This is a genomic window from Mesorhizobium sp. ES1-4, assembly GCF_020164745.1.
GTDB lineage: Bacteria > Pseudomonadota > Alphaproteobacteria > Rhizobiales > Rhizobiaceae > Mesorhizobium.
Genome location: NZ_JAIUGV010000006.1, coordinates 326,323 through 345,446 on the forward strand (window position 1 = coordinate 326,323; position 19,124 = coordinate 345,446).

The 19,124-nt window shown below is 63.3% G+C and carries 17 protein-coding genes and 1 pseudogene; 10 read left to right on the plus strand and 8 right to left on the minus strand.

Going from position 1 to position 19,124, the window contains the following annotated elements; all coding sequences use genetic code 11:
• Nucleotides 1-29: 29 nt before the first annotated feature.
• Nucleotides 30-110: pseudogene (locus tag LB556_RS31855) on the minus strand (PTS galactitol transporter subunit IIB); the annotation flags it as partial.
• A gap of 243 nt (nt 111-353) precedes the next feature.
• On the opposite strand from LB556_RS31855, the gene LB556_RS14225 reads away from it, so the two are divergent.
• The 3 genes from LB556_RS14225 (at nt 354) to LB556_RS14235 (ending at nt 2,368) form a co-directional block, all read left to right on the plus strand.
• Nucleotides 354-1,667, plus strand: coding sequence for an NAD(P)H-dependent oxidoreductase (locus tag LB556_RS14225; RefSeq protein ID WP_224567981.1), 1,314 nt, complete (start codon nt 354-356; stop codon nt 1,665-1,667).
• Nucleotides 1,668-1,733: 66 nt separating this feature from the next.
• Nucleotides 1,734-1,976 carry a type II toxin-antitoxin system VapB family antitoxin gene (locus tag LB556_RS14230; protein ID WP_224567983.1) on the plus strand — a complete coding sequence of 81 codons (243 nt, stop codon included), beginning with the start codon at nt 1,734-1,736 and terminating at the stop codon, nt 1,974-1,976.
• Entirely contained in the window at nt 1,976-2,368 is a 393-nt protein-coding gene (locus tag LB556_RS14235) for a type II toxin-antitoxin system VapC family toxin (protein WP_224567984.1), read from the plus strand. Before LB556_RS14230 ends, LB556_RS14235 begins: the two co-directional genes overlap by 1 nt.
• Before the next feature lie 5 nt (nt 2,369-2,373).
• On the opposite strand, the gene proC is transcribed toward LB556_RS14235, so the two are convergent.
• Nucleotides 2,374-3,189 (minus strand): pyrroline-5-carboxylate reductase, encoded by an 816-nt coding sequence (gene proC, locus LB556_RS14240; RefSeq protein WP_224567986.1) that lies wholly within the window; start codon nt 3,187-3,189, stop codon nt 2,374-2,376.
• A 278-nt stretch (nt 3,190-3,467) separates the two neighbouring features.
• Between proC and LB556_RS14245 the strand changes: the two genes are divergently transcribed.
• From LB556_RS14245 to LB556_RS14260, 4 genes are all read left to right on the plus strand, one after another.
• Nucleotides 3,468-4,559 carry a hypothetical protein gene (locus tag LB556_RS14245; protein ID WP_411908593.1) on the plus strand — a complete coding sequence of 364 codons (1,092 nt, stop codon included), beginning with the start codon at nt 3,468-3,470 and terminating at the stop codon, nt 4,557-4,559.
• A gap of 180 nt (nt 4,560-4,739) precedes the next feature.
• On the plus strand, nt 4,740-5,639 hold the full coding sequence (folD, locus tag LB556_RS14250; protein ID WP_224567990.1) for a bifunctional methylenetetrahydrofolate dehydrogenase/methenyltetrahydrofolate cyclohydrolase FolD: 900 nt from the start codon (nt 4,740-4,742) through the stop codon (nt 5,637-5,639).
• A 28-nt stretch (nt 5,640-5,667) separates the two neighbouring features.
• A complete protein-coding gene (locus LB556_RS14255) occupies nt 5,668-6,666 on the plus strand; it encodes a GlxA family transcriptional regulator (RefSeq protein WP_032922464.1) in 999 nt (332 codons plus the stop codon).
• A gap of 106 nt (nt 6,667-6,772) precedes the next feature.
• Nucleotides 6,773-8,419 carry a vWA domain-containing protein gene (locus LB556_RS14260; protein ID WP_224567992.1) on the plus strand — a complete coding sequence of 549 codons (1,647 nt, stop codon included), beginning with the start codon at nt 6,773-6,775 and terminating at the stop codon, nt 8,417-8,419.
• A gap of 82 nt (nt 8,420-8,501) precedes the next feature.
• Here the strand turns inward: LB556_RS14260 and edd are convergent, their stop codons facing one another.
• From edd to zwf, 3 genes are all read right to left on the minus strand, one after another.
• Nucleotides 8,502-10,325, minus strand: a complete 1,824-nt coding sequence (gene edd, locus LB556_RS14265) for a phosphogluconate dehydratase (RefSeq protein ID WP_224567994.1) — start codon at nt 10,323-10,325, stop codon at nt 8,502-8,504.
• A gap of 73 nt (nt 10,326-10,398) precedes the next feature.
• Nucleotides 10,399-11,115, minus strand: coding sequence for a 6-phosphogluconolactonase (gene pgl, locus LB556_RS14270; RefSeq protein WP_224567996.1), 717 nt, complete (start codon nt 11,113-11,115; stop codon nt 10,399-10,401).
• Nucleotides 11,097-12,566, minus strand: a complete 1,470-nt coding sequence (gene zwf, locus LB556_RS14275) for a glucose-6-phosphate dehydrogenase (RefSeq protein WP_224567998.1) — start codon at nt 12,564-12,566, stop codon at nt 11,097-11,099. The genes pgl and zwf overlap by 19 nt, the downstream gene beginning before the upstream one ends.
• Before the next feature lie 312 nt (nt 12,567-12,878).
• Here zwf and LB556_RS14280 point away from each other — a divergent pair, with 312 nt between their 5' ends.
• Together LB556_RS14280 and LB556_RS14285 are read left to right on the plus strand one after the other, a co-directional pair.
• Entirely contained in the window at nt 12,879-13,625 is a 747-nt protein-coding gene (locus tag LB556_RS14280) for an SDR family oxidoreductase (protein WP_224568000.1), read from the plus strand.
• A 93-nt stretch (nt 13,626-13,718) separates the two neighbouring features.
• The gene (locus tag LB556_RS14285) at nt 13,719-15,023 is read left to right on the plus strand and encodes a Mur ligase family protein (RefSeq protein ID WP_224568002.1); all 1,305 of its coding nucleotides are present in this window, start codon (nt 13,719-13,721) and stop codon (nt 15,021-15,023) included.
• A 31-nt stretch (nt 15,024-15,054) separates the two neighbouring features.
• On the opposite strand, the gene LB556_RS14290 is transcribed toward LB556_RS14285, so the two are convergent.
• Complete coding sequence (locus tag LB556_RS14290; RefSeq protein WP_224568003.1) at nt 15,055-15,870, minus strand: SH3 domain-containing protein; 816 nt, start codon at nt 15,868-15,870, stop codon at nt 15,055-15,057.
• Between LB556_RS14290 and LB556_RS14295 the strand changes: the two genes are divergently transcribed.
• The gene (locus LB556_RS14295) at nt 15,869-16,207 is read left to right on the plus strand and encodes a hypothetical protein (protein ID WP_224568005.1); all 339 of its coding nucleotides are present in this window, start codon (nt 15,869-15,871) and stop codon (nt 16,205-16,207) included. The two genes, LB556_RS14290 and LB556_RS14295, sit on opposite strands and share 2 nt — an antisense overlap.
• Nucleotides 16,208-16,304: 97 nt before the next feature.
• Here LB556_RS14295 and LB556_RS14300 read toward each other — a convergent pair whose 3' ends face one another.
• Nucleotides 16,305-17,591 (minus strand): NAD(P)/FAD-dependent oxidoreductase, encoded by a 1,287-nt coding sequence (locus LB556_RS14300; protein ID WP_224568007.1) that lies wholly within the window; start codon nt 17,589-17,591, stop codon nt 16,305-16,307.
• Between the two features lie 6 nt (nt 17,592-17,597).
• Complete coding sequence (locus LB556_RS14305) at nt 17,598-19,034, minus strand: glutamine synthetase family protein (protein WP_224568009.1); 1,437 nt, start codon at nt 19,032-19,034, stop codon at nt 17,598-17,600.
• Between the last annotated feature and the right edge of the window lie 90 nt (nt 19,035-19,124).

Consider the following 19,124-nt stretch of genomic DNA (forward strand, 5'->3'; position numbering starts at 1 on the left):
AGGCCATTGAAGGCCGCGTTGCCCGCGATCTACTTGCGCAGTTGCGCCTCGATTTCGTCAAGCACTTTGTCCTTGCCGATGCCTGTGAGGAAGGCGAGCCCCTTGATCACCTTGGGCGAATACACTCCGATCCATAGTATCGATGAACATTTGCCTTTGTTAGCAAACGAATGTTTCATTCCGATCGTTCACAAAAATGTCAATTGCCAAGCCTTTGGGCCAATCGGCCAGAGTGAAGGCGTTTTTCCCGGAGCACTTTCGCCGGGAATTGCCGCTCGCGAGCGGTTTCGTTGGCACAGGGGACCTGTCCCTGCTAATCCGGCCCCAAATCAAGAAGCTGTGGACATCCCTGCATGACCAATGTCGCCTTGACCGGGCTAGCCCGCGATCTCGCCAGCCGTGCCGCCGAGGGCCGTCCGGTGCGCATCGGCGTCATCGGTTCGGGCGAAATGGGCACCGACCTTGTCACCCAAGGCATGCTGATGCCGGGCATTGCGGTCTGCGCCGTCTCCACCCGCCGGCCGCACACCGCGCGTGACGCCATCCGTATCGCCTATGGCGATGAAGCGATGGCGGTCGAAGCGGACACCGCGTCGAAAGTCACCGCGGCGATCGAGGCGGGAAAAATAGCCGTCACCTCCAATGAGATGCTGGTCACCAATCCACTGATCGACGTCGTTATCGACGCCACTGGAAAACCGGGCGTCGCCGCCGATTTCGACCTGATGGCGATGGAGCATGGCAAGCATCTGGTGATGATGAATGTCGAGGCCGACGTCACCATCGGCTGCTACCTCAAGCAGCAGGCCGACCGGCTTGGCGTCGTCTATTCTGTCGGCGCCGGCGACGAGCCGTCCAGTTGCATGGAACTGATCGAATTCGCGTCCGCACTCGGCCTGACCATCGTCTCGGCCGGCAAGGGCAAGAACAACCCGCTCAACCATGATGCCGTGCCTGACGACTATCGCGAGGAAGCGACCCGCCGCAACATGAACCCGCGCATGCTGGTCGAGTTCGTCGACGGCTCGAAGACCATGGTCGAGATGTGCGCCATCGCCAACGCCACCGGGCTGGTGCCAGACGTGCCCGGCATGCATGGCCCCAAGGCCGAACGCGACGATCTCGCCAAGGTGCTCATCCCGCGCGCGGATGGCGGCCTGTTGCTGAAAAAGGGCGTCGTCGACTACACCATCGGCAAGGGCGTGGCGCCTGGCGTCTTCGTCATCGTCGAGGCGACGCATCCGCGCATCGTCGAGCGGATGGACGACCTTCATATCGGCCATGGTCCCTACTACAGCCTGTTCAGGCCATATCACCTGACGTCGCTGGAAGTGCCGCTGACTGCGGCCCGCATCGTGCTGTTCGGCAAACCGGACATGGTGCCGTTGCCGCGGCCGGTCGCCGAGGTCTGCGCCGTTGCCAAGCGCGACCTCGCCGCCGGCGAGGCCTTCGATGCGATCGGCGAAACCTGCTATCGCTCCTGGACGATGACCGTCGGCGAAGCCCGCGCCCAGCGCGCCGTACCGGTCGGCCTGCTTGAGGGCGGCAAGGTGCTGAAGCCGGTCAGGAAAGGCGACTTGCTGACCGCCGACAATGCGGCGCCCGACCAGACGACAAGGCTGTCCGCCTTGCGCCGGCTGCAGGATGAGATGCTTTACGGAAAATAGGTCGTTGTGGCGCCGTCATGACAAATGCACTACACTGTAGTGGCAAATATCGCCGAGGATCGACCAATGAACCTCCAGATCAGAGACCCGCGTGCACGTGAACTGGCACAGCGGCTTGCCGCCAAACGCAAGATCTCGATGACCGAAGCGGTTATCGAAGCGCTTGAGTCTGAATTGAAACGGCAAAGCGGACACATTCCCCTGGCGAAACGGCTGGCCGCCATCGCCGATGACCTTAAAGCCAAAGCCGGCCACGGCGGCCGACCTGTGAGCAAGGATGAGATCGACGACATGTGGGGACATCCCTGATGTTCGTCGACACCTCCGTAATCGTCGCAATTCTTTCGGGAGAAGGGGATGCCGGCGAGTGGAGCGATCGGATCGCAGCTGCACCTCGCAAGATTACGTCCGCGCTGGTGGTGCTCGAAGCGTCGATGCGGCTTTCCACGATGCTTGCCATCGAGCCGGTGGTCGCGGAAATGGCGATAGAGGCGCTTCTGCATGAGGCTGAAATCGAGATCGTGTCGATCGACGCCGCCGATGCCAAACGCGCGATCAGGGCATTTTCAAATTATGGAAAAGGACGCGGGCATCCCGCGCAGCTCAACCTCGCCGATTGCCTTTCGTATGCTTGCGCAAAGAGCCACGGCTCAGTCTTGCTCTACAAAGGCAACGACTTTTCGCATACCGATCTCGCTTAGGGGAACTATTTCCCCAGCTCGATCGATCGCAGCCGCGCCGCCTCGACCGCCTGCGTGAGCAGGTTGGTCAGCCGGTCCTCGCCCATCAGCACGCCAAGCGCGGCCGCCGTCGTGCCGTTGGGGCTGGTCACTTGCTGGCGCAGGGCGCCAGGGTCCTCCCGGCTTTCGGCGGCAAGCGAGGCGGCACCATAGACGGTCTGCATGGCAAGCAGCCTGGCGGTCGCCGCCGGCAGGCCCGCCTTCTCCGCGGCCACCGTGAGCGCCTCGATGAAATGGAAGATGTAGGCCGGACCCGATCCGGACACGGCGGTCACCGCATCCATCAAGCCCTCGTCGTCAATGGTGGCCACTTCGCCGCTGGCCGACAAGAGGTCGGCGACGAAACGCTTGGCATCGTCGGAAACCAGGGGATTGGAAAACACCACCATCATGCCCTTGCCGATGGCAGCCGGCGTGTTGGGCATGCAACGCGCGATCGGCGCACGGTTGCCCAGGATTTCCTCGAAGGTGGCGACCGGCGTGCCGGCGGCGATGCTGACGAAAGTGGTGCGGCCGTCGCCGAAACGCTTGTAGGCGGCGGTGACCTCACGGATCACCTGCGGCTTCACGGCGATGACGACGAGATCGGGCACGGCATCGGCCGGAATGGCGCCGGCATCCGCCGCCGTGCCGCAGCCGAGTGCGGCGGCTCGATTGCGCAGGTCGGCATTGGGCTCGACCACGAAAACGGTCGAAGGTGCAAGCTTGCCGGACTTCAGCCAGCCCGAGAGCATGGCGTAACCCATATTGCCGCAGCCGGCGAGAACAAGCCTGATCGTCATCGAGAGCCTCCGTGGAAAGGCCAAGACATAGACGCTCGCGGATCGGCGGGGAAGCCCTCTCAGGACCGATGCGAAGGCGTGCGCATCGCGATCGGTCGCAGGCGGGCGGTATTGCTCATTGGCATATCCGAATGCGCTGCAATTCCAGCGCTTGAGGTCATGAAAAGCTTATGCACTGGCCTGCCGAAGTTAACGTTTTGTTTCCTATGCTTGTTTAGCGTGGCTTAACGAGTGGCCGACCGCCGCTGCCAGGTGGCCAAAGAGTGAAGCTCCAGGAAATGGTCGACAGGGAAAACCGTGAAGACTGGAGGCGCGAGCGTTCGTTGTTGGCGCTCGGCCAGGCTATACGCGGTGAGGACGGCGAGGACGCGTCCCTGCTCTCGATAGGGGATCGGGCGGATCCGGCATGGCGCGAAGACGCCGCCACGCGCCATCGCCTGGCCCGTCTACGGCGGGAGACGGGGACGGACCCGACACTGTCGACCGTCGAAACAGATTGGCTTCGGGGGGACGGACAGCTGGCAGCGACCGCACAGCACGACGACCTCGTGTCGATGCGCGAACCGGAGCATGAGGCCGCCGCCGAGCGCACCGTCCATGAACAGTTCCTGCTGGGCGCCAAGGAAACCGGCGAGCGGAAGGACATCGACACCGCCAACATGAATGTGATCTCCACGGCCCTTGCGCCGATCGAGGTGAAAGCCCCGTCAGCTGCCGTGAAAGCGCTTGCAGGCCGGCTCTTGGGTTTTGCCTCCGGTGTCGGCCTTGGCGCCATCCGTGCGCTGATGGCTAGGCTGCGCAATGCCCTGTCCCAAAAGGCATCCGACGAGGCTGACGACGGAATTTCCAGCGTGTTAGCCGCCTTTGGTGAAAACGCTCGGGCGGCGGATGCCGCCACGCCCTCCGGCCACTCGAATCCGGATTCGGTCTTCATGCCTCGGCCAGCGGTGTCGGACTATCCGCGGCCGTTGTTGCCCCCAGGCTTCGATGCGACTTATTCAAGGTCGATGGGACCGCCGTCGCGGTCACCCCTGCTGCCGCTGCAATCGGTCTATCGGGCTCCGCCGCTCTATCCCCATGCACGGCAGGCGGGGTACCCGCGGATGCGGCCGTGGCAGGCGCCATCGCCGGCAGACTACCCCTACACTCCGGCCATGGCGGCGCCCTATGCCGGGCACATACCGTATCCACCGCCGCCTCCTGCAACGCCGCAACCGTCGGCCTACCCGGTGCAGCCGCCGCTGGAACCCCCGCAAGCCGAGGAGGGTGGCGAACAATCGTCGGTCGATGAGATTCGCGCCAGCCTGCGCGAATTCCGCGAAGCGGTTCGCGAACTCACGGAAAGCCGCACCCGTCGCCGTTACTTCTGAGTCATCGGATAGGTTGGCGAGGCCGAACAAAACCGTGCCGGTTTCGCGTAAACGGCATGGGAAGGCGCTTTGACGGGATTGCGGGCCTGGATTTTCGTGACAATGCCGCGCTGCAGATCGCCGGCGCCGCTAAATGGTGTTTTCCGAAGGCGGCAGGCGGAACGAAGGTGAGGGTGGTTCATGGCCGAAGTGATTGACGGAAAGAGCGTTGCCGAAGGCGTGGTGGGAACGGTCAAGGCGCTAATCGCCGAGCTGGTCGCCATGGGCAAGGCCAAGCCTGGCCTGGCCGTGGTCATCGTCGGCGAGGATCCGGCCAGCCAGGTCTACGTCGCCTCGAAATCCCGCACGGCCAAGGAATGTGGGTTCCATTCGCTCCAGCACACGCTGCCGGCCGACATCTCGGAGAAGGCGCTGCTCGAGACCATCGGGGAACTCAACGCCGATCCGGCTATCAACGGCATCCTGGTGCAGCTCCCGCTGCCTTCCCATATCGATGCCGGCAAGATCATCCAGGCCATCGCGCCGGAAAAGGACGTCGACGGCTTCCATTTCATCAATGTCGGCAAGCTCGGCACCGGTGAACTCGACACCGCCTTCGTTCCCTGCACGCCCGCCGGCTCGATGCTTCTGATCGAGCGCGTGCGCGGCAAGGATCTGTCCGGTCTCAACGCCGTGGTCGTCGGCCGCTCCAACATCGTCGGCAAGCCGATGGCCAATCTGCTGCTTGCCGCCAACTGCACCGTCACCATCGCCCACAGCCGCACCAAGGACCTGCCGGCGCTTGCCCGCACGGCCGACATCCTTGTCGCCGCCGTCGGCCGGCCGGAAATGATCAGGGGTGACTGGGTCAAGCCTGGCGCCACTGTCATCGATGTCGGCATCAACCGCATTCCCGCGCCCGAGAAGGGCGAGGGCAAGTCGCGTCTCGTCGGCGATGTCGCCTATGCCGAAGCGGCAAAGGCCGCCGGCGCCATCACCCCGGTGCCAGGCGGTGTCGGTCCGATGACCATTGCCATGCTGATGGCCAATACGCTAGCTTCAGCCTACCTTGCGGCCGGACTGAAGCGGCCCTCCTTCTGAGCCCGGGTTGACCCTGAAAGCCGCAGCATTGCCGAACCCTACCATTTCCCCGGAACGGCCGGTCACGAATGATCCCGTTCAAGGTGGCCGGCAGTTTGCCTTCCTGCTGGTCGACAAGTTTTCCATGTTTTCGCTGGCTGCGGCGATTGACACGTTCCGATCGGCGAATCGCCTGCTTGGCCGCGATTTCTACGGCTGGACGACGGTATCCGCCGATGGCGATCCGGTCATGGCCTCCAACGGCCTGCCGCTCAAGATCGACTATGCCGTCGCCGACCTGCCGCCGGTCGACATCCTTTTCGTCTCGGTCGGCCTGACCACGGAATTTCCCGGCAAGAGCAAGGTGCTGGCGGCGTTGCGCAGCTGGGGCAGGCGCGGCAACGCGCTTGGCGCGCTTTCGGTCGGATCCTACCTGCTGGCCGAGGCCGGCCAGCTCGAAGGCTATCGCTGCACCATCCATTGGGAAAACCGCGCCGGCTTCGTCGAGCGTTTTCCCGACATCAACTGTACAGGCAACGTCTTTGAGATCGACCGCAAGCGCTACACCTGCGCCGGCGGCACCACCTCCATCGATCTGATGCTGGAGATCGTGCGTGGCGATTTCGGCTCCAACCTCGCCAACGGCGTCGCCAACCAGTTCCAGCACGAACGCATCCGCTCGGCCGGCGACCGCCAGCGCGTCGGCCCCGAGCGCGACCTGACCGGCAAGTCGGAGAAGCTGCGGCGCATCGTCGAACTGATGGCCGATCATCTCGACGAACCGCTTTCGGCGGTGCAACTCGCCAAGTCGGCGGGTCTTTCGGTGCGCCAGGTGGAGCGGCTGTTTCTGCGCCACCTCAACGTCACGCCCGGGCGCTACTACATGCGCCTGCGGCTGGAGCGGGCGCGCGAATTGCTGCGCCAGACCAACATGCCGATCCTCGACGTGGCGATCGCGACCGGCTTTACGTCGCATTCCTACTTTGCCCAGAGCTATCGGCTGCAGTTTGGCCGCCCGCCCTCCGAAGAGCGCCGCACGACGTACTGAGTGGCTTCGCTTGGTCAGGCGGCCGTGCCGCAACTGCGGGCTTGTGTCCCGGCGCCACGTCAAATAGCTTTCCTGCGCGGACGAGGTGGCTACTCAGGAGATTTCGATGGCGGGACTGGCACGGAGCGTCGCTGCGGTGATCCTCCTTTTGTCGATGACGACGTTCGGCTTCGCCGCCAACAAGGTCATCGTCATTCTCGATGCCTCCGGATCGATGTGGGCGCAGATCGACGGCAAGCCCAAGCTGGAAATCGCCCGTGAATCGCTGAGGACCGTGCTTCAATCGGTTCCCGCTGACGACGAGATCGGCTTCATGGCCTATGGCCATCGCGAGAAAGGCAGCTGCGACGACATTCAGCTCATCGTGCCGCCTCAGCCAGGCTCGGCAAGCGCCATCTCAGCCGCGGCCGACAGTCTGAAATTTCTCGGCAAGACGCCTTTGACGGCGGCCGTCAAGCAGGCGGCCGAAGCGCTGAGATACACCGAGGACAAGGCGACCGTCGTTCTCATCACCGATGGGCTCGAAACCTGCGGCGGCGACCCTTGTGCGCTAGGCAAGGAGTTGAAGGCGTCCGGCGTCGACTTCACCGCCGACGTCGTCGGCTTCGGCCTGACCGCCGACGAAGGCAAGCAGATCGCGTGTCTCGCCGAAAATACGGGCGGCAAGTACATCCAGGCCTCCGACGAGAAGGCGCTGCAGGAAGCGCTCGTCGAGACCGTCACTGCGCCCGCGCCCGAGCCGACGCCGGCCCCCGCGCCGGAGCCGGCAAAGCCCGAGTTCAATTTCATGCCGACCGTGGTGCTGGCCGAGGGCGGCGATCCCGTCACAGACGGCAACGCCTGGGAAGTCTACAAGGCCAAATCAGACGGCACGCGCGGCGACAACATCACCACCGAATACGGCAACTACAAAGCCAACCTGGAACCGGGCGACTACGTCGTCGTCGCGCGCGACGGCGAGGCCAAGGTGGAGCAAAAGATCAAGATCGAAGCAGGCCAGGTCTACAAGCCGCTTTTCATCTTGAATGCCGGCATGCTCATCCTGCACCCGCGTCCCAGCCAAGGAGCCGAGGTGGCCAGCGGGGCGGCTGTCGTGATCGCCTATCCGGGCGTCGACACTCCCCCGACCTACTATGGAGAGACGAAAGTCGTGTTGCCCGCCGGAGACGAGAAAGTGACCGTCACGATCGGGCAGGGCGTGGTCACCGAAACGATTCCGCTCACTGCCGGCAGGGTGGTCGACAAGGACATCATCGTCGGCGTCGGCCATGTCGTGGCCAACGCATATTATACAGCCGGCGGCGACAAGGCCGACGGTTCAGGAATCGGCTTCAAGGTGCTCAAGGCCAAGAAGAAGATCGATGGCACCCGCGACGAGGTCACATATGCCTATGGCCCCGACAGCAAGTTCGACGTGCCGCCCGATGACTATGTGCTGGTCGCCACGGTTGACCTCGCCGTCGCCGAACAGCCTTTCAGCGTCAAGGTCGGCGAGTTTCAGGACCTCAAGGTCGCCATGAATGCCGGCGTGCTTGCAATCACGGCGCCCGGCACCTCCAAGATCGAGATCTTCGAGGCGAAGAAGGACATCAATGGCAATCGCAAGTCGATCGGCTACGCCTATGACGAGAAGTATCAGGCCGCGCTGGCGGCCGGCGACTACACGGTGGTCTCGGAGAAATCGGACAACACCAAGAAGGAGGGCGCCGTGACCGTGAAGGCTGGAGAGCGGGTTGAACTGACGGTGCAATAAGGATCGCGACTTCGACCAGAAAAAGGGCGGCCACGAGCCGCCCTTCTTCATGCCGCATGGGGAACATGCCGCATAGAATAGGTCAGGCGGTTCCGAAGGCGCTGGCGCCGTGATCCGCGCGGCCCACCAACTGCCGGAAGCCCGCGAAAAGCTCGCGTCCGAAGCCGAATTCATTGCCGATGAGATCGGCTTCGGCGGTGCGGCGCAGCGCGAATTCCGTTCCGGGCACCAGCACCTCCAGTGTGCCGGCATCGGCATCGAGGCGGATGACGTCGCCGTCATGGATCCGCGCTATCGGTCCTTCCTCGACCGCTTCCGGCGTCACATGGATCGCCGCCGGCACCTTGCCGGAGGCACCGGACATGCGCCCGTCCGTGACCAGCGCCACGCGCTGGCCGCGATCCTGCAGGATGCCGAGCACGGTGGTCAGCTTGTGCAGTTCCGGCATGCCGTTGGCCTTCGGTCCCTGGAAGCGGATGACGGCGATGAAGTCGCCGGTGAGCGTGCCGGCCTTGAAGGCGTCGTTCAACCCCTGCTGGCTGTCGAATACCCTGGCCGGCGCCTCGATGACGCGTCGCTCAGGCTTTACGGCCGAAGTCTTGATAACGGCATGGCCAAGGTTGCCTGAAAGCACCTTGAGGCCGCCGGTCGGCTGGAATGCCTTGTTGAACGGTGCCAGCACCTTTTCATCGCCGCTCGCGCGCGGTGACGCCTCGCGCACCACGGCGCCGTCTGCGCCGAGCTTTGCCTCGACCGCATAGGGCCGCAGCCCTTCGCCCCACACCGTCTGCACATCCTCGTGCAGGACGCCTTCGTCGAGCAACTCGCGGATCAGGAAGCCGAGCCCGCCTGCGGCGTGGAAATGGTTCACGTCGGCAAGCCCGTTCGGATAGACTCGTGCCAGCAGCGGCACGGCTTCCGAGAGGTCGGAAATGTCCTGCCAGGTCAGCGCGATGCCGGCGGCCGCCGCCATGGCGATCAGGTGGATGGTGTGGTTGGTCGAGCCGCCGGTCGCATGCAGGCCGACGACCCCATTGACGAACGAACGCTCGTCGATCATCCGGCCGACCGGCGTATAGGCATTGCCGAGCGCGGTGATCGCCAGCGCCCGCTTCGTCGCTTCGCGGGTCAGGGCATCGCGCAGCGGGGTGCCTGGATTGACGAAGGACGCGCCCGGCGTGTGCAGGCCCATGATCTCCATCAGCATCTGATTCGAGTTCGCCGTGCCGTAGAAGGTGCAGGTGCCAGGCCCGTGGTAAGACTTGGACTCTGCTTCCAGGAGTTCGGCGCGGCCCGCCTTGCCCTCCGCATAGAGCTGGCGGATCTTGGCCTTTTCATCGTTGGGGAGACCTGTCGTCATTGGCCCAGCCGGAATGAACACCGCCGGCAGATGGCCGAACGTCAGCGCCGCGATCACCAGTCCCGGCACGATCTTGTCGCAGACGCCGAGATAGACGGCGGCGTCGAACATGTTGTGCGACAGGCCGATCGCCGCGGCCATGGCAATCACGTCGCGCGAGAACAGCGACAGCTCCATGCCGGGCTGCCCTTGTGTCACGCCGTCGCACATCGCCGGCACGCCGCCGGCGACCTGGGCGATGCCGCCGGCCTCGCGCGCGGCGTCCTTGATCAGGGCGGGGAAGGTCTCGAAGGGCTGATGCGCCGACAGCATGTCGTTGTAGGAGGTGATGATGCCAAGATTGGGCACCTTGTCGGCGCCGAGCGCCAGCTTTTCCGAAGGGCTGCACACCGCAAAGCCATGGGCAAGGTTGCCGCAGGACAGCACCGACCGGTTGGCGGTCTGGTTCGAGGCTTCGGCGATACGGCTGAGGTAGCGCTCTCGGCCCGGTTTGGAGCGCTGGCGAATCCGCTCCGTGATGGCTTCGATGTCGCGTCTTGCGGTCATGGCATCAGGTCCTTTCGAGCGAGGTCCCGGAAACATCCTCCCGCCGTTGCCGGGACCACTTGTAAACTTGCAATCAGGGCGCCCAGAAAACCTCCACGGGCTTGGGCGATGCGTCGAGCACGGCGCGGATCGGCTTGCGTGGTCCGGGCGCCACGGCGTTGTCGAAGGCGACGCGTTTTTCCTCGCCCTCTATGTGCAAGGCGAGGAAGTCCGCATCGATGATGCGGGCGAGCGTCAGCGTCAGCCGCGGCTCTCCGGCGCTTTTGGCATGAACGGGCAGGATCATCCTGTCGGAGGCCGGGTCGAGCAGCTTCGGCAGATCATCGGCGTCGGGAAAGAACGAGGCGGTGTGGCCGTCTGGCCCCATGCCGAGGATCACGATATCGAGCGGCCATGGCAGGGATCGCAGTGCCGCATCGTCGGATGCCGCGGCATCCTCGATGCCGGCCGCCTCGTGGTAGAGCGGAACGAAACGGGCAGCCTTGGCCGCGTTCTGCAGCAGGTTTGCGGCAACCAGCCCGGCATTGGATCGCGGCGAGGAGACCGGCACGAATCGTTCGTCGACCAGCGTCACGATCACCTTGTCCCAGGCGATCGGCGTCGCGGACAGCGCGGCGAAGAATTTTGCCGGCGTCGTGCCGCCGGAGACAGCCAGCAACGCCGTCCCGCGCCGTTTGATCGCCATCATTAAGCGATCGGCCACCTCCGCAGCCAGCGCCGAGGCCAGTTGCGAACGGTCGGGAAAGGTATTCCAGTTGTAGCTGGCGCTGTTCAATTGCTCTCGTGCCATGTCCGCCCGTCACGTTCGATCAGCGCTATCGACGCCGACGGCCCCCATGTGCCTGCCGTATAGCCCTGTGCTTCCTGCTTGGCGCCTTCCCAGGCATTCTGGATCGGGTCGATCCATTTCCACGCCGCTTCCACTTCGTCGCGACGCATGAACAGGGTCTGGTTGCCACGGATGACATCCATGATCAGCCGTTCATAGGCGTCGGGCGCGCGGCCGTCGAAAGACTGCGCGAAGCTCATGTCGAGCGAGATCTGGCGCAGCCGCATGCCACCCGGGCCTGGGTCCTTGATCATGATGAACTGCTTGACGCCTTCGTCCGGCTGCAGCCGGATGACCAACTGGTTGGCGAAGATCGGGCCGGCGCTGTCGCCGAAGATCGAATGCGGGATCGGCTTGAACTCGATGACGATTTCCGAAACCCGGGTCGCCAGCCGCTTGCCGGTTCTGAGATAGAAAGGAACGCCCGCCCAGCGCCAGGTGCCGATCTCGGCTTTGATTGCGACGAAGGTCTCGGTGTTGCTGTCCTTGCCAAGCTCCTCGACATAACCCTTCACCGGGCCGCCAGCCGACGCACCGGCGCGATACTGGCCGCGCACCGTGTGCTTCGGCGCTTCGTTGCCGTTGATGCGATTCAGCGCTCGCAGCACCTTCAGCTTCTCGTCGCGCACGGCGTCGGCGTCCATCGACGACGGCGCTTCCATGGCGACGAGGCAAAGCAGTTGCAGCATATGATTCTGCACCATGTCGCGCAGCGCACCGGCCTTGTCGTAGTAGGTGACGCGATCCTCCAGGCCCACGGTCTCGGCTACGGTGATCTGCACGTGGTCGATATGGGCGGAGTTCCAAAGCGGCTCGTAGAGCGCATTGGCAAAACGCAGCGCCATGAGGTTCTGCACCGTCTCCTTGCCGAGATAATGGTCGATGCGGAAAATCTGGCTTTCGTGGAAGTCGTCGCCGACGAGGTCGTTGAGGGCCTGCGCCGAGGCGAGATCGCGGCCGATCGGTTTCTCCAGCACGATGCGCGAATTCGGCGTGATCAGATTGTGCTCTTTGAGCTTGTGCGAGATATCGCCGAACAGCGCCGGCGCCACGGCTAGGTAGAAGGCGCGGATTTGATCGCTCTCGCCGATCGCCTTTTTAAGCTTGTCGAAGCCGGCACCGCTCGTCGCATCGGCCGAGACATAGGAAAGCCTGGCGAGGAAGGTCTTCAACTCCTTGGCATCGATGTCGGAAGGTTTGACATGGTCCGAAATCGCCTGCTTGGCGAAGGCGCGGAATTCCTCGTCGCTCATTTTCGAGCGCGACGTGCCGATGATGCGCGTCGGCTCGGAGAATTGATGGTCGCGCTGGCGATAATAGAGCGATGGCAGCAGTTTGCGCTCCGACAGGTCGCCGGTGCCGCCGAAGATGATGAAGTCGAAAGGGTCGACGGGGATGATCTGGCTGGTCATGGTCTGTCCGCTCTGACGCCGGTCGCGAGTACACGGCTGATATATTCTAATCGATTTAAATTTTCCAGTGCCATGGTGTCACATCGAGGACCAATCGCTGGACGATGATTGGGTCCACATGTGCGCTTGACACTGGTGCCAGCCGGAGGCTTGTCGACAGGCGACGACTCCCGCGAGCTTTCGCAGTTGCAGCATAGAACGTGAATGTGACGAAAGCTAAGGGAGAAATCGGCGCTGTTTCCGTGGTGGCGACGGCCGGGCTGGCCGATCTTTCGTGCAAGCCGCACGATGAACTCGAGGAGTGGTGAAAGCATGCGTCTGGAAAACAAGGTCGCCATCATCACCGGTGCGGCATCCGGGTTCGGCGAAGGCATGGCCAAGCGCTTCGCTCAAGAGGGTGCCAAGGTGGTCGTTGCCGATCTCAACGCCAAGGGGGCGGAACGCGTCGCCGGCGAGATCGGCGACGCGGCGATCTGGACGCAGACCGATGTTTCGCTGCGGTCCGAATTCGACGAGATGATCTATGCCGCGAAAAGCGCCTTCGGCCGCATCGACATCATGGTCAACAATGCAGGGTTCACCCATCGCAATGGCGACATGCTCAAGGTTGACGAGGAAACCTTCGACCTGATCACATCGGTCAACATGAAGGCGATCTATCACGCTGCCCTTGCCGTGGTACCAATCATGGAGCGGCAGGGCGGCGGCGTCATCCTGACCACGGCGTCCACCGCGGGCCTGCGGCCCCGGCCCGGCCTCACATGGTACAATGCCTCGAAAGGCTGGGCGATCACCGCCACCAAGTCGATGGCGGTGGAACTCGCGCCCAGGAATATTCGCGTCAACTGCCTCTGCCCGGTCGCCGGAGAAACCGGCATGCTGGAGAAATTCATGGGCGCCGATACACCCGAGATCCGCGAGGCATTCCGCGCTTCGATCCCGCTCGGCCGGCTGTCGACGCCGCTCGATATCGCCAATGCGGCTCTATGGCTGGTCTCGGACGAGGCCGCCTTCATCACAGGCGTGGCGCTGGAAGTCGACGGCGGGCGCTGCATCTGAAACGCATCGATCGGGGTCGGCAGCGCCCGCGACCGGGTTTGACTCGGGGTTCCCATGGCCCGATATTTCGGAGGATCACGGGGGCATAACGCGATGGGCGCGAGATTGCGTAAGCTAGGCGAAGAGCTGCGGCGCCGCGTCAGGGTACACAGAGCTAGGCGCGCCCGGGCAAGAAGCAAGGCGACCTTCATCGGCGTCACCGGCAGTTCGGGAAAATCGACCGTCACGGGGCTCCTCGGGCACGTATTGGCCGCCCATGGGCCGACCCATGCGCGCTTCCTTGCCAATACCATGCCGTCGCTGCTCAGCACGCTTTACAAGCGCATGAAGCAAGCGGGCGAGGTCGACTATGTGGTTTTCGAAGCCGGGGCCTCTGGCCTCGATACGATCCGGCCGATGGCGGAAATGCTGCAGCCTGATGTGGCGATCATCACCATGGTTCGCCTCGAGCATGTCGCCAGTTTCAGGACCCTGGAAAACGTCGCTGTCGAAAAACGTGCCTTGGTCGAGGCGCTGCGGCCGGGTGGCCTCGCGATCCTCAATGCCGACGACCCCCATGTGGCCGACATGGCCGCAAGCGCAAGGTGCCGTGTCGTTACCTTCGGTACCGCGGAACGTGCCGACTATCGTGTGACCGATATTCATGCCGCCTATCCCAGTCGGCTGGCGCTGTCGATCCACTGGCGAGGAGGCCGGCTCCAACTCGAAACGCGATTTCCCGCCGAACATTTCTGGCTGCCGACCGCCGCCGCCGTCGCGGCAGCGCTGGAACTCGGCGTTCTCCCGGACAAAGTTGCCGCTCAGGTGGCGACTTTCCAGCCATTGGCAAATCGCTGTTCCGTGATTGTCACCGAAGGCGGCCCGCACTTCATCCTCGATGCCGCCAAGGCGCCCTGGCACTCGATCAACCTCGCTCTGGAGATGATGACCAAGGCCACCGCCGGTCGCAAGCGCATCGTCCTAGGCCAGATTTCAGATTACGCCGGCTCGAGCAGGAAATATGCCCAAGCCTATCGAACCGCGCGGGAAATCGCGGATCAGGTCATCTACACCGGCGACAATGCACATCGCTCGCGAGCGAGTCAGGCTGACCGCGACGGCGGCCGGTTTGTCGAGCTTCGCACGCCGAAGGAAGTCGCGGACCACATCAAGCGAACGGCGGTGCCGGGCGAACTGATACTCGTCAAAAGCTCTTCGAACCTTCACCTGGAGCGCATCGCGCTCGCTTGGACGCATGATGTCAAATGCTGGGTCCCTGTCTGCGGCAAGCGGGAGGGCTGCAATACTTGCGGCCTTTATGAAGTACCGTTTGAGCAACATCGCGACCATGTCAGGCAAAGCAGGCGCGGCAGGAGATGGCGGCGGCTGCGGCGGGTGTTCGGCAGTCGCTCGGCATAGCCCGTCTCGGCCGCTCCACCGCGGAGGCCCATTACGCGCCGGTCTTGATATAGCTCTTGTAGATCCAGCCGGTCTTGCCGTTGTAGATGACCTGGCACCACTGCTTGCAACTCATCACCTGCACCGAGGTTCTGGCCGGCACGGTGGCGATGGCGGCCGCATTCTTCTTTGGACCGCTGCGCATGGTCACGGCCCGCAGGACACGTCCAGAGCTGGCTGCCGCCACTTTCCGGGGCTTGGCCTTGCCGCCAGCATCGTCTCTCGCCGCCGGCTGTTGGTCGGGTGACTGAGGCTGCACTTGCGGGATGGCGGCGGTCTGCGCCCCGTCCGGAATGCTGCTTGCCGCCGGCGCCGGTGCTGCGACCTTGGCAAGTTCGGTGGTGGCATCAGTACCGGTAGAGAGTTGGGCGAATGCTGCCGCTGTTTTGTCAGACGCTGGCTCACCTTGCTTCGCCACCTGACTTGGGGCAGCCACCTGGTCGGCGCCAGTTGCCCGGGCCTTCGGCTGTGTCCCGGCCCAGCGGGGATCATTGGCCGCGAGCGCCTGTACGTTGCCTTCCGCCGCCACCATGGTCGGTGAAACCTGGCTGGATTTGACCGGCTTCGGCACCACCGCCGCAGTCACCGTGGTTCCGGCGGGGACGATCTTCGTTGTCTTCACCGGAATGCTCGGAATGCTTTGGTCGGTGCTGGCGACAGCTTGCCTTTCGCTGGTCGGCAATGCCAGCCAGAGCGCCACCGCGGCAACACCAAGCAGCGCGGCGGTGCCGATCGCGGCGATGACCAGGTGCGCGTTCGAACGCACTCCCTGCCAGAATGACGGGCGCATGTCATAGCCGAACTGCATGGCAAAGCGCCGACGTTCCGGCGCACCGAAACTGAAGGGCTCTTTCACTCTTGCCACCTCCATGAGCGGGCCGGTGTTCTTCGATCAAATATCGCAAATCACGCGATCGATCAGCATCGGTCCCAAAACGCGGGCAGGCCCGCAACAATCCCCGAACAATCGCCCAGATGCGGACCTTTCGCCCGCGATTGTGGCATCACTACGCCATTGCCAACGATTCTGCGCCTTTGCCGGCAAATCCGCAATGCGTCGCCCGGGCAACAAATATTACATGGATATTACAATATTACATGAGATCGTGATCGCACGGGATGGTGGTTATCCGATCCCAGCCTAAGGGGCGTCGCGCCGAAAGGGCGTTATCCAAGGTACTTTAAGTCCTTGTTTTGATGCATCCCGCTCTCCCGAACCAAAGGTCACTTTCGGGACACCCATTAGATTCTGTCCCGCAGCGCGAACCAGTTGAGCGCGAGGAAAAGCAGCGGCGCCCGGAACCGGCGGCCGCCAGGAAATGGCGGAATCTTCAAGTCCTCTATCAGCTTCAACCGGTCGCGGTTGCCGGTGACGGTTTCGGCATAGAGTTTGCCGAAGAAATTCGACAGCATGACACCGTGACCCGAATAGCCGCCGGCCGAGATCACATTCGGCATCACTTCCCGCACAAACGGCTTTCTTGGCACCGTGATGCCGACATAGCCGCCCCAGCCATGGGTGATCTCGACATCCCCGAGCGCTGGATAGAGCTCAGCGATCTGACGGCGAATGTGGATGTGGATGTCTTTTGGATCGTTGACGCCATAGACCTCGCGTCCGCCGAACAGCAACCTGCCATCCCTGGATTTGCGGAAATAGCGCACGACGAAGCGGGAATCGTCGACCGATTCGCCTCCTGGCAACACGTTCGAATCCACCCCCAGCGGCACGGTCGCGCCGATGAACGAGCCGATCGGCATTATGTGCGCGGCACTCACCGGCTCGAGCGTTCCGCCATGGGCATTGAGCGCGATCAGGCATTTTTGCGCCGAGATCGTCCCTCTCGGCGTGGAGACCATGACCTTGCCGCCGGCGGAGACGATGCCGGTCGACGGCGTCTTTTCAAACAACTGCGCACCGGCCTGTCTCGCCACCCGCGCCGTGCCGATCACCAGTTTCATCGGATGGATATGGCCGGTGCCGGTGTCGCGCGTGCCGCCGAAATAGGCGGTCGAGCCCAGCCGCTCCGCCGTCTCCTTCACATCCATGAATGAGATGTGCGGATAGGAAAAGCGATTGGCCAGGATCTCGGCATGCGCCTTGTAGTCGTCTGCATAGCGCGGCTTGTGCGCAACCGAAAGCTGACCCGGCATGTAGTCGATATCGATCTGGTTGATGGCGGCGAAGTCAAGCAGGTGGGCCTTGGCCTCTTCGGCGAGATCGAACAGCGCCTTGGCACGAGACAAGCCGTATTCGGCCTCCAGGTCCTCGGCCCAGGCGCGCTGCCCGGTGCCGAGCTGGCCGCCATTGCGCCCGGAAGCGCCGTCGCCAAAACGATACGCTTCGATCAGGACAACGCTTGTCCCGGCCTTGGCCAAATGCGTCGCCGCCGACAGGCCGGTAAACCCGCCGCCGATGATGACGACGTCGCAGGTCCGGTCGCCGTCGAGCGCCGGATATTCGGGCCGTGGGCCGGCCGTATCCTCATACCAGGAGCGGCCGGGGGAAATTGGGGATTGGTAGTTCATGACGGGTCAGACGTTGAGCAACAAATACTCCCGCTCCCACGGACTGATCACTTCCATGAACGTCTCGAATTCCGCACGCTTGATCGCCGCGTAGGTGGCGGCGAAGGACTTGCCCAGCAGCGCGCCGAGTTCCTCGTCGGCCTCGAACAGGTCGACGGCTTCGAGCAGGCTGCGCGGCAGGTCGATCTCGTCCGCGTTGGCGGTCGTCAGCACGGGAGGCTCGGCCTTGACCTTCCTGGTCATGCCGATCAGCCCGCAGGCGAGCGAGGCCGCCAGCGCCAGGTAGGGATTGGCGTCGGAGGACGGAATGCGGTTTTCGACGCGCCGCGCCGCGGGGTCGGAACGCGGCACGCGAAACGCCGTGGTGCGGTTGTCGTAGCCCCATTTGTTGTTGACGGGAGCTGATGCCGCCTGCGTCAGCCGCCGGTAGGAGTTGACGTAGGGCGCGAACATCACCAACGCGTTCGGCACGTGCTTCTGCATGCCGCCGATGAAATGGAAGAAATCCTCGGTTTCGGAACCGTCCTCGGCCGAAAAGATGTTCCTGCCCGTTTTCTTGTCGACGATCGACTGGTGGATATGCATGGCCGAACCTGGCTGGCCCTGGATCGGCTTGGCCATGAAGGTCGCGTAGATCTCGTGCTTGAGTGCGGCCTCGCGGATGGTGCGCTTGAACATGAACACCTGGTCGGCAAGCTCGATCGGGTCGCCATGGCGCAGATTGATCTCGAGCTGGCCGGCACCCTCTTCGTGGATGAGGGTGTCGATCTCCAGGCCCTGGCTTTCGGAGAAATGGTAGATGTCGTCGATCAGTTCGTCGAACTCGTTGACGCCGGCGATCGAATAGCCGGCGCCGCCGCCGATCGCACGCCCCGAGCGGCCGACGGGCGGGGTCAACGGATAGTCCGGGTCCGGATTCTTGCGCACGAGATAGAATTCGATCTCGGGCGCCACGACCGGCTTGAGACCAAGCTTGTCGTAGGCGGCAATGACGCGTTTGAGCACGTTGCGCGGCGTGAACTCGACCGATCGGCCGTCCTGGTGGACGAGGTCGCAGATGACGGCGGCTGTCGGATCTTCTTCCCAGGGCACCACCGTCAGCGTCGAAAGATCCGGCATCAGCTTGAGGTCGCCGTCGTCTTCCGGATAGTGGAAGCCGTTGCCGTCCTCTGGATAGCCGCCGGAAATCGTCGTCATGAAGACGGCCGAAGGCAGCGCCAGCGAGGTGTTGGAGGTGAATTTCTTCGACGGCATCATCTTGCCGCGCGCCACGCCGGCCTGATCAGGCGTGATACATTCGATATCCTCGATGCCGCGCCACTCCAGCCAATCGCTGACTTCCTTCCAGTTCTTCACACCACGGAGGTTTTTCACGAAAGCAGGCGTGCGCGCCCGCCCTCCGCGGCTCGACGGACGGACTTCCTTTTTTGCAGGCGGCATCATTCACCAGATTTTGTTGCGGATTTCGGAGTATAGCCGTGCCGAGCGACCGAAGGGAAGGGGAGCCGGTGAAAGGAGCTGGGTGTGGAAGGC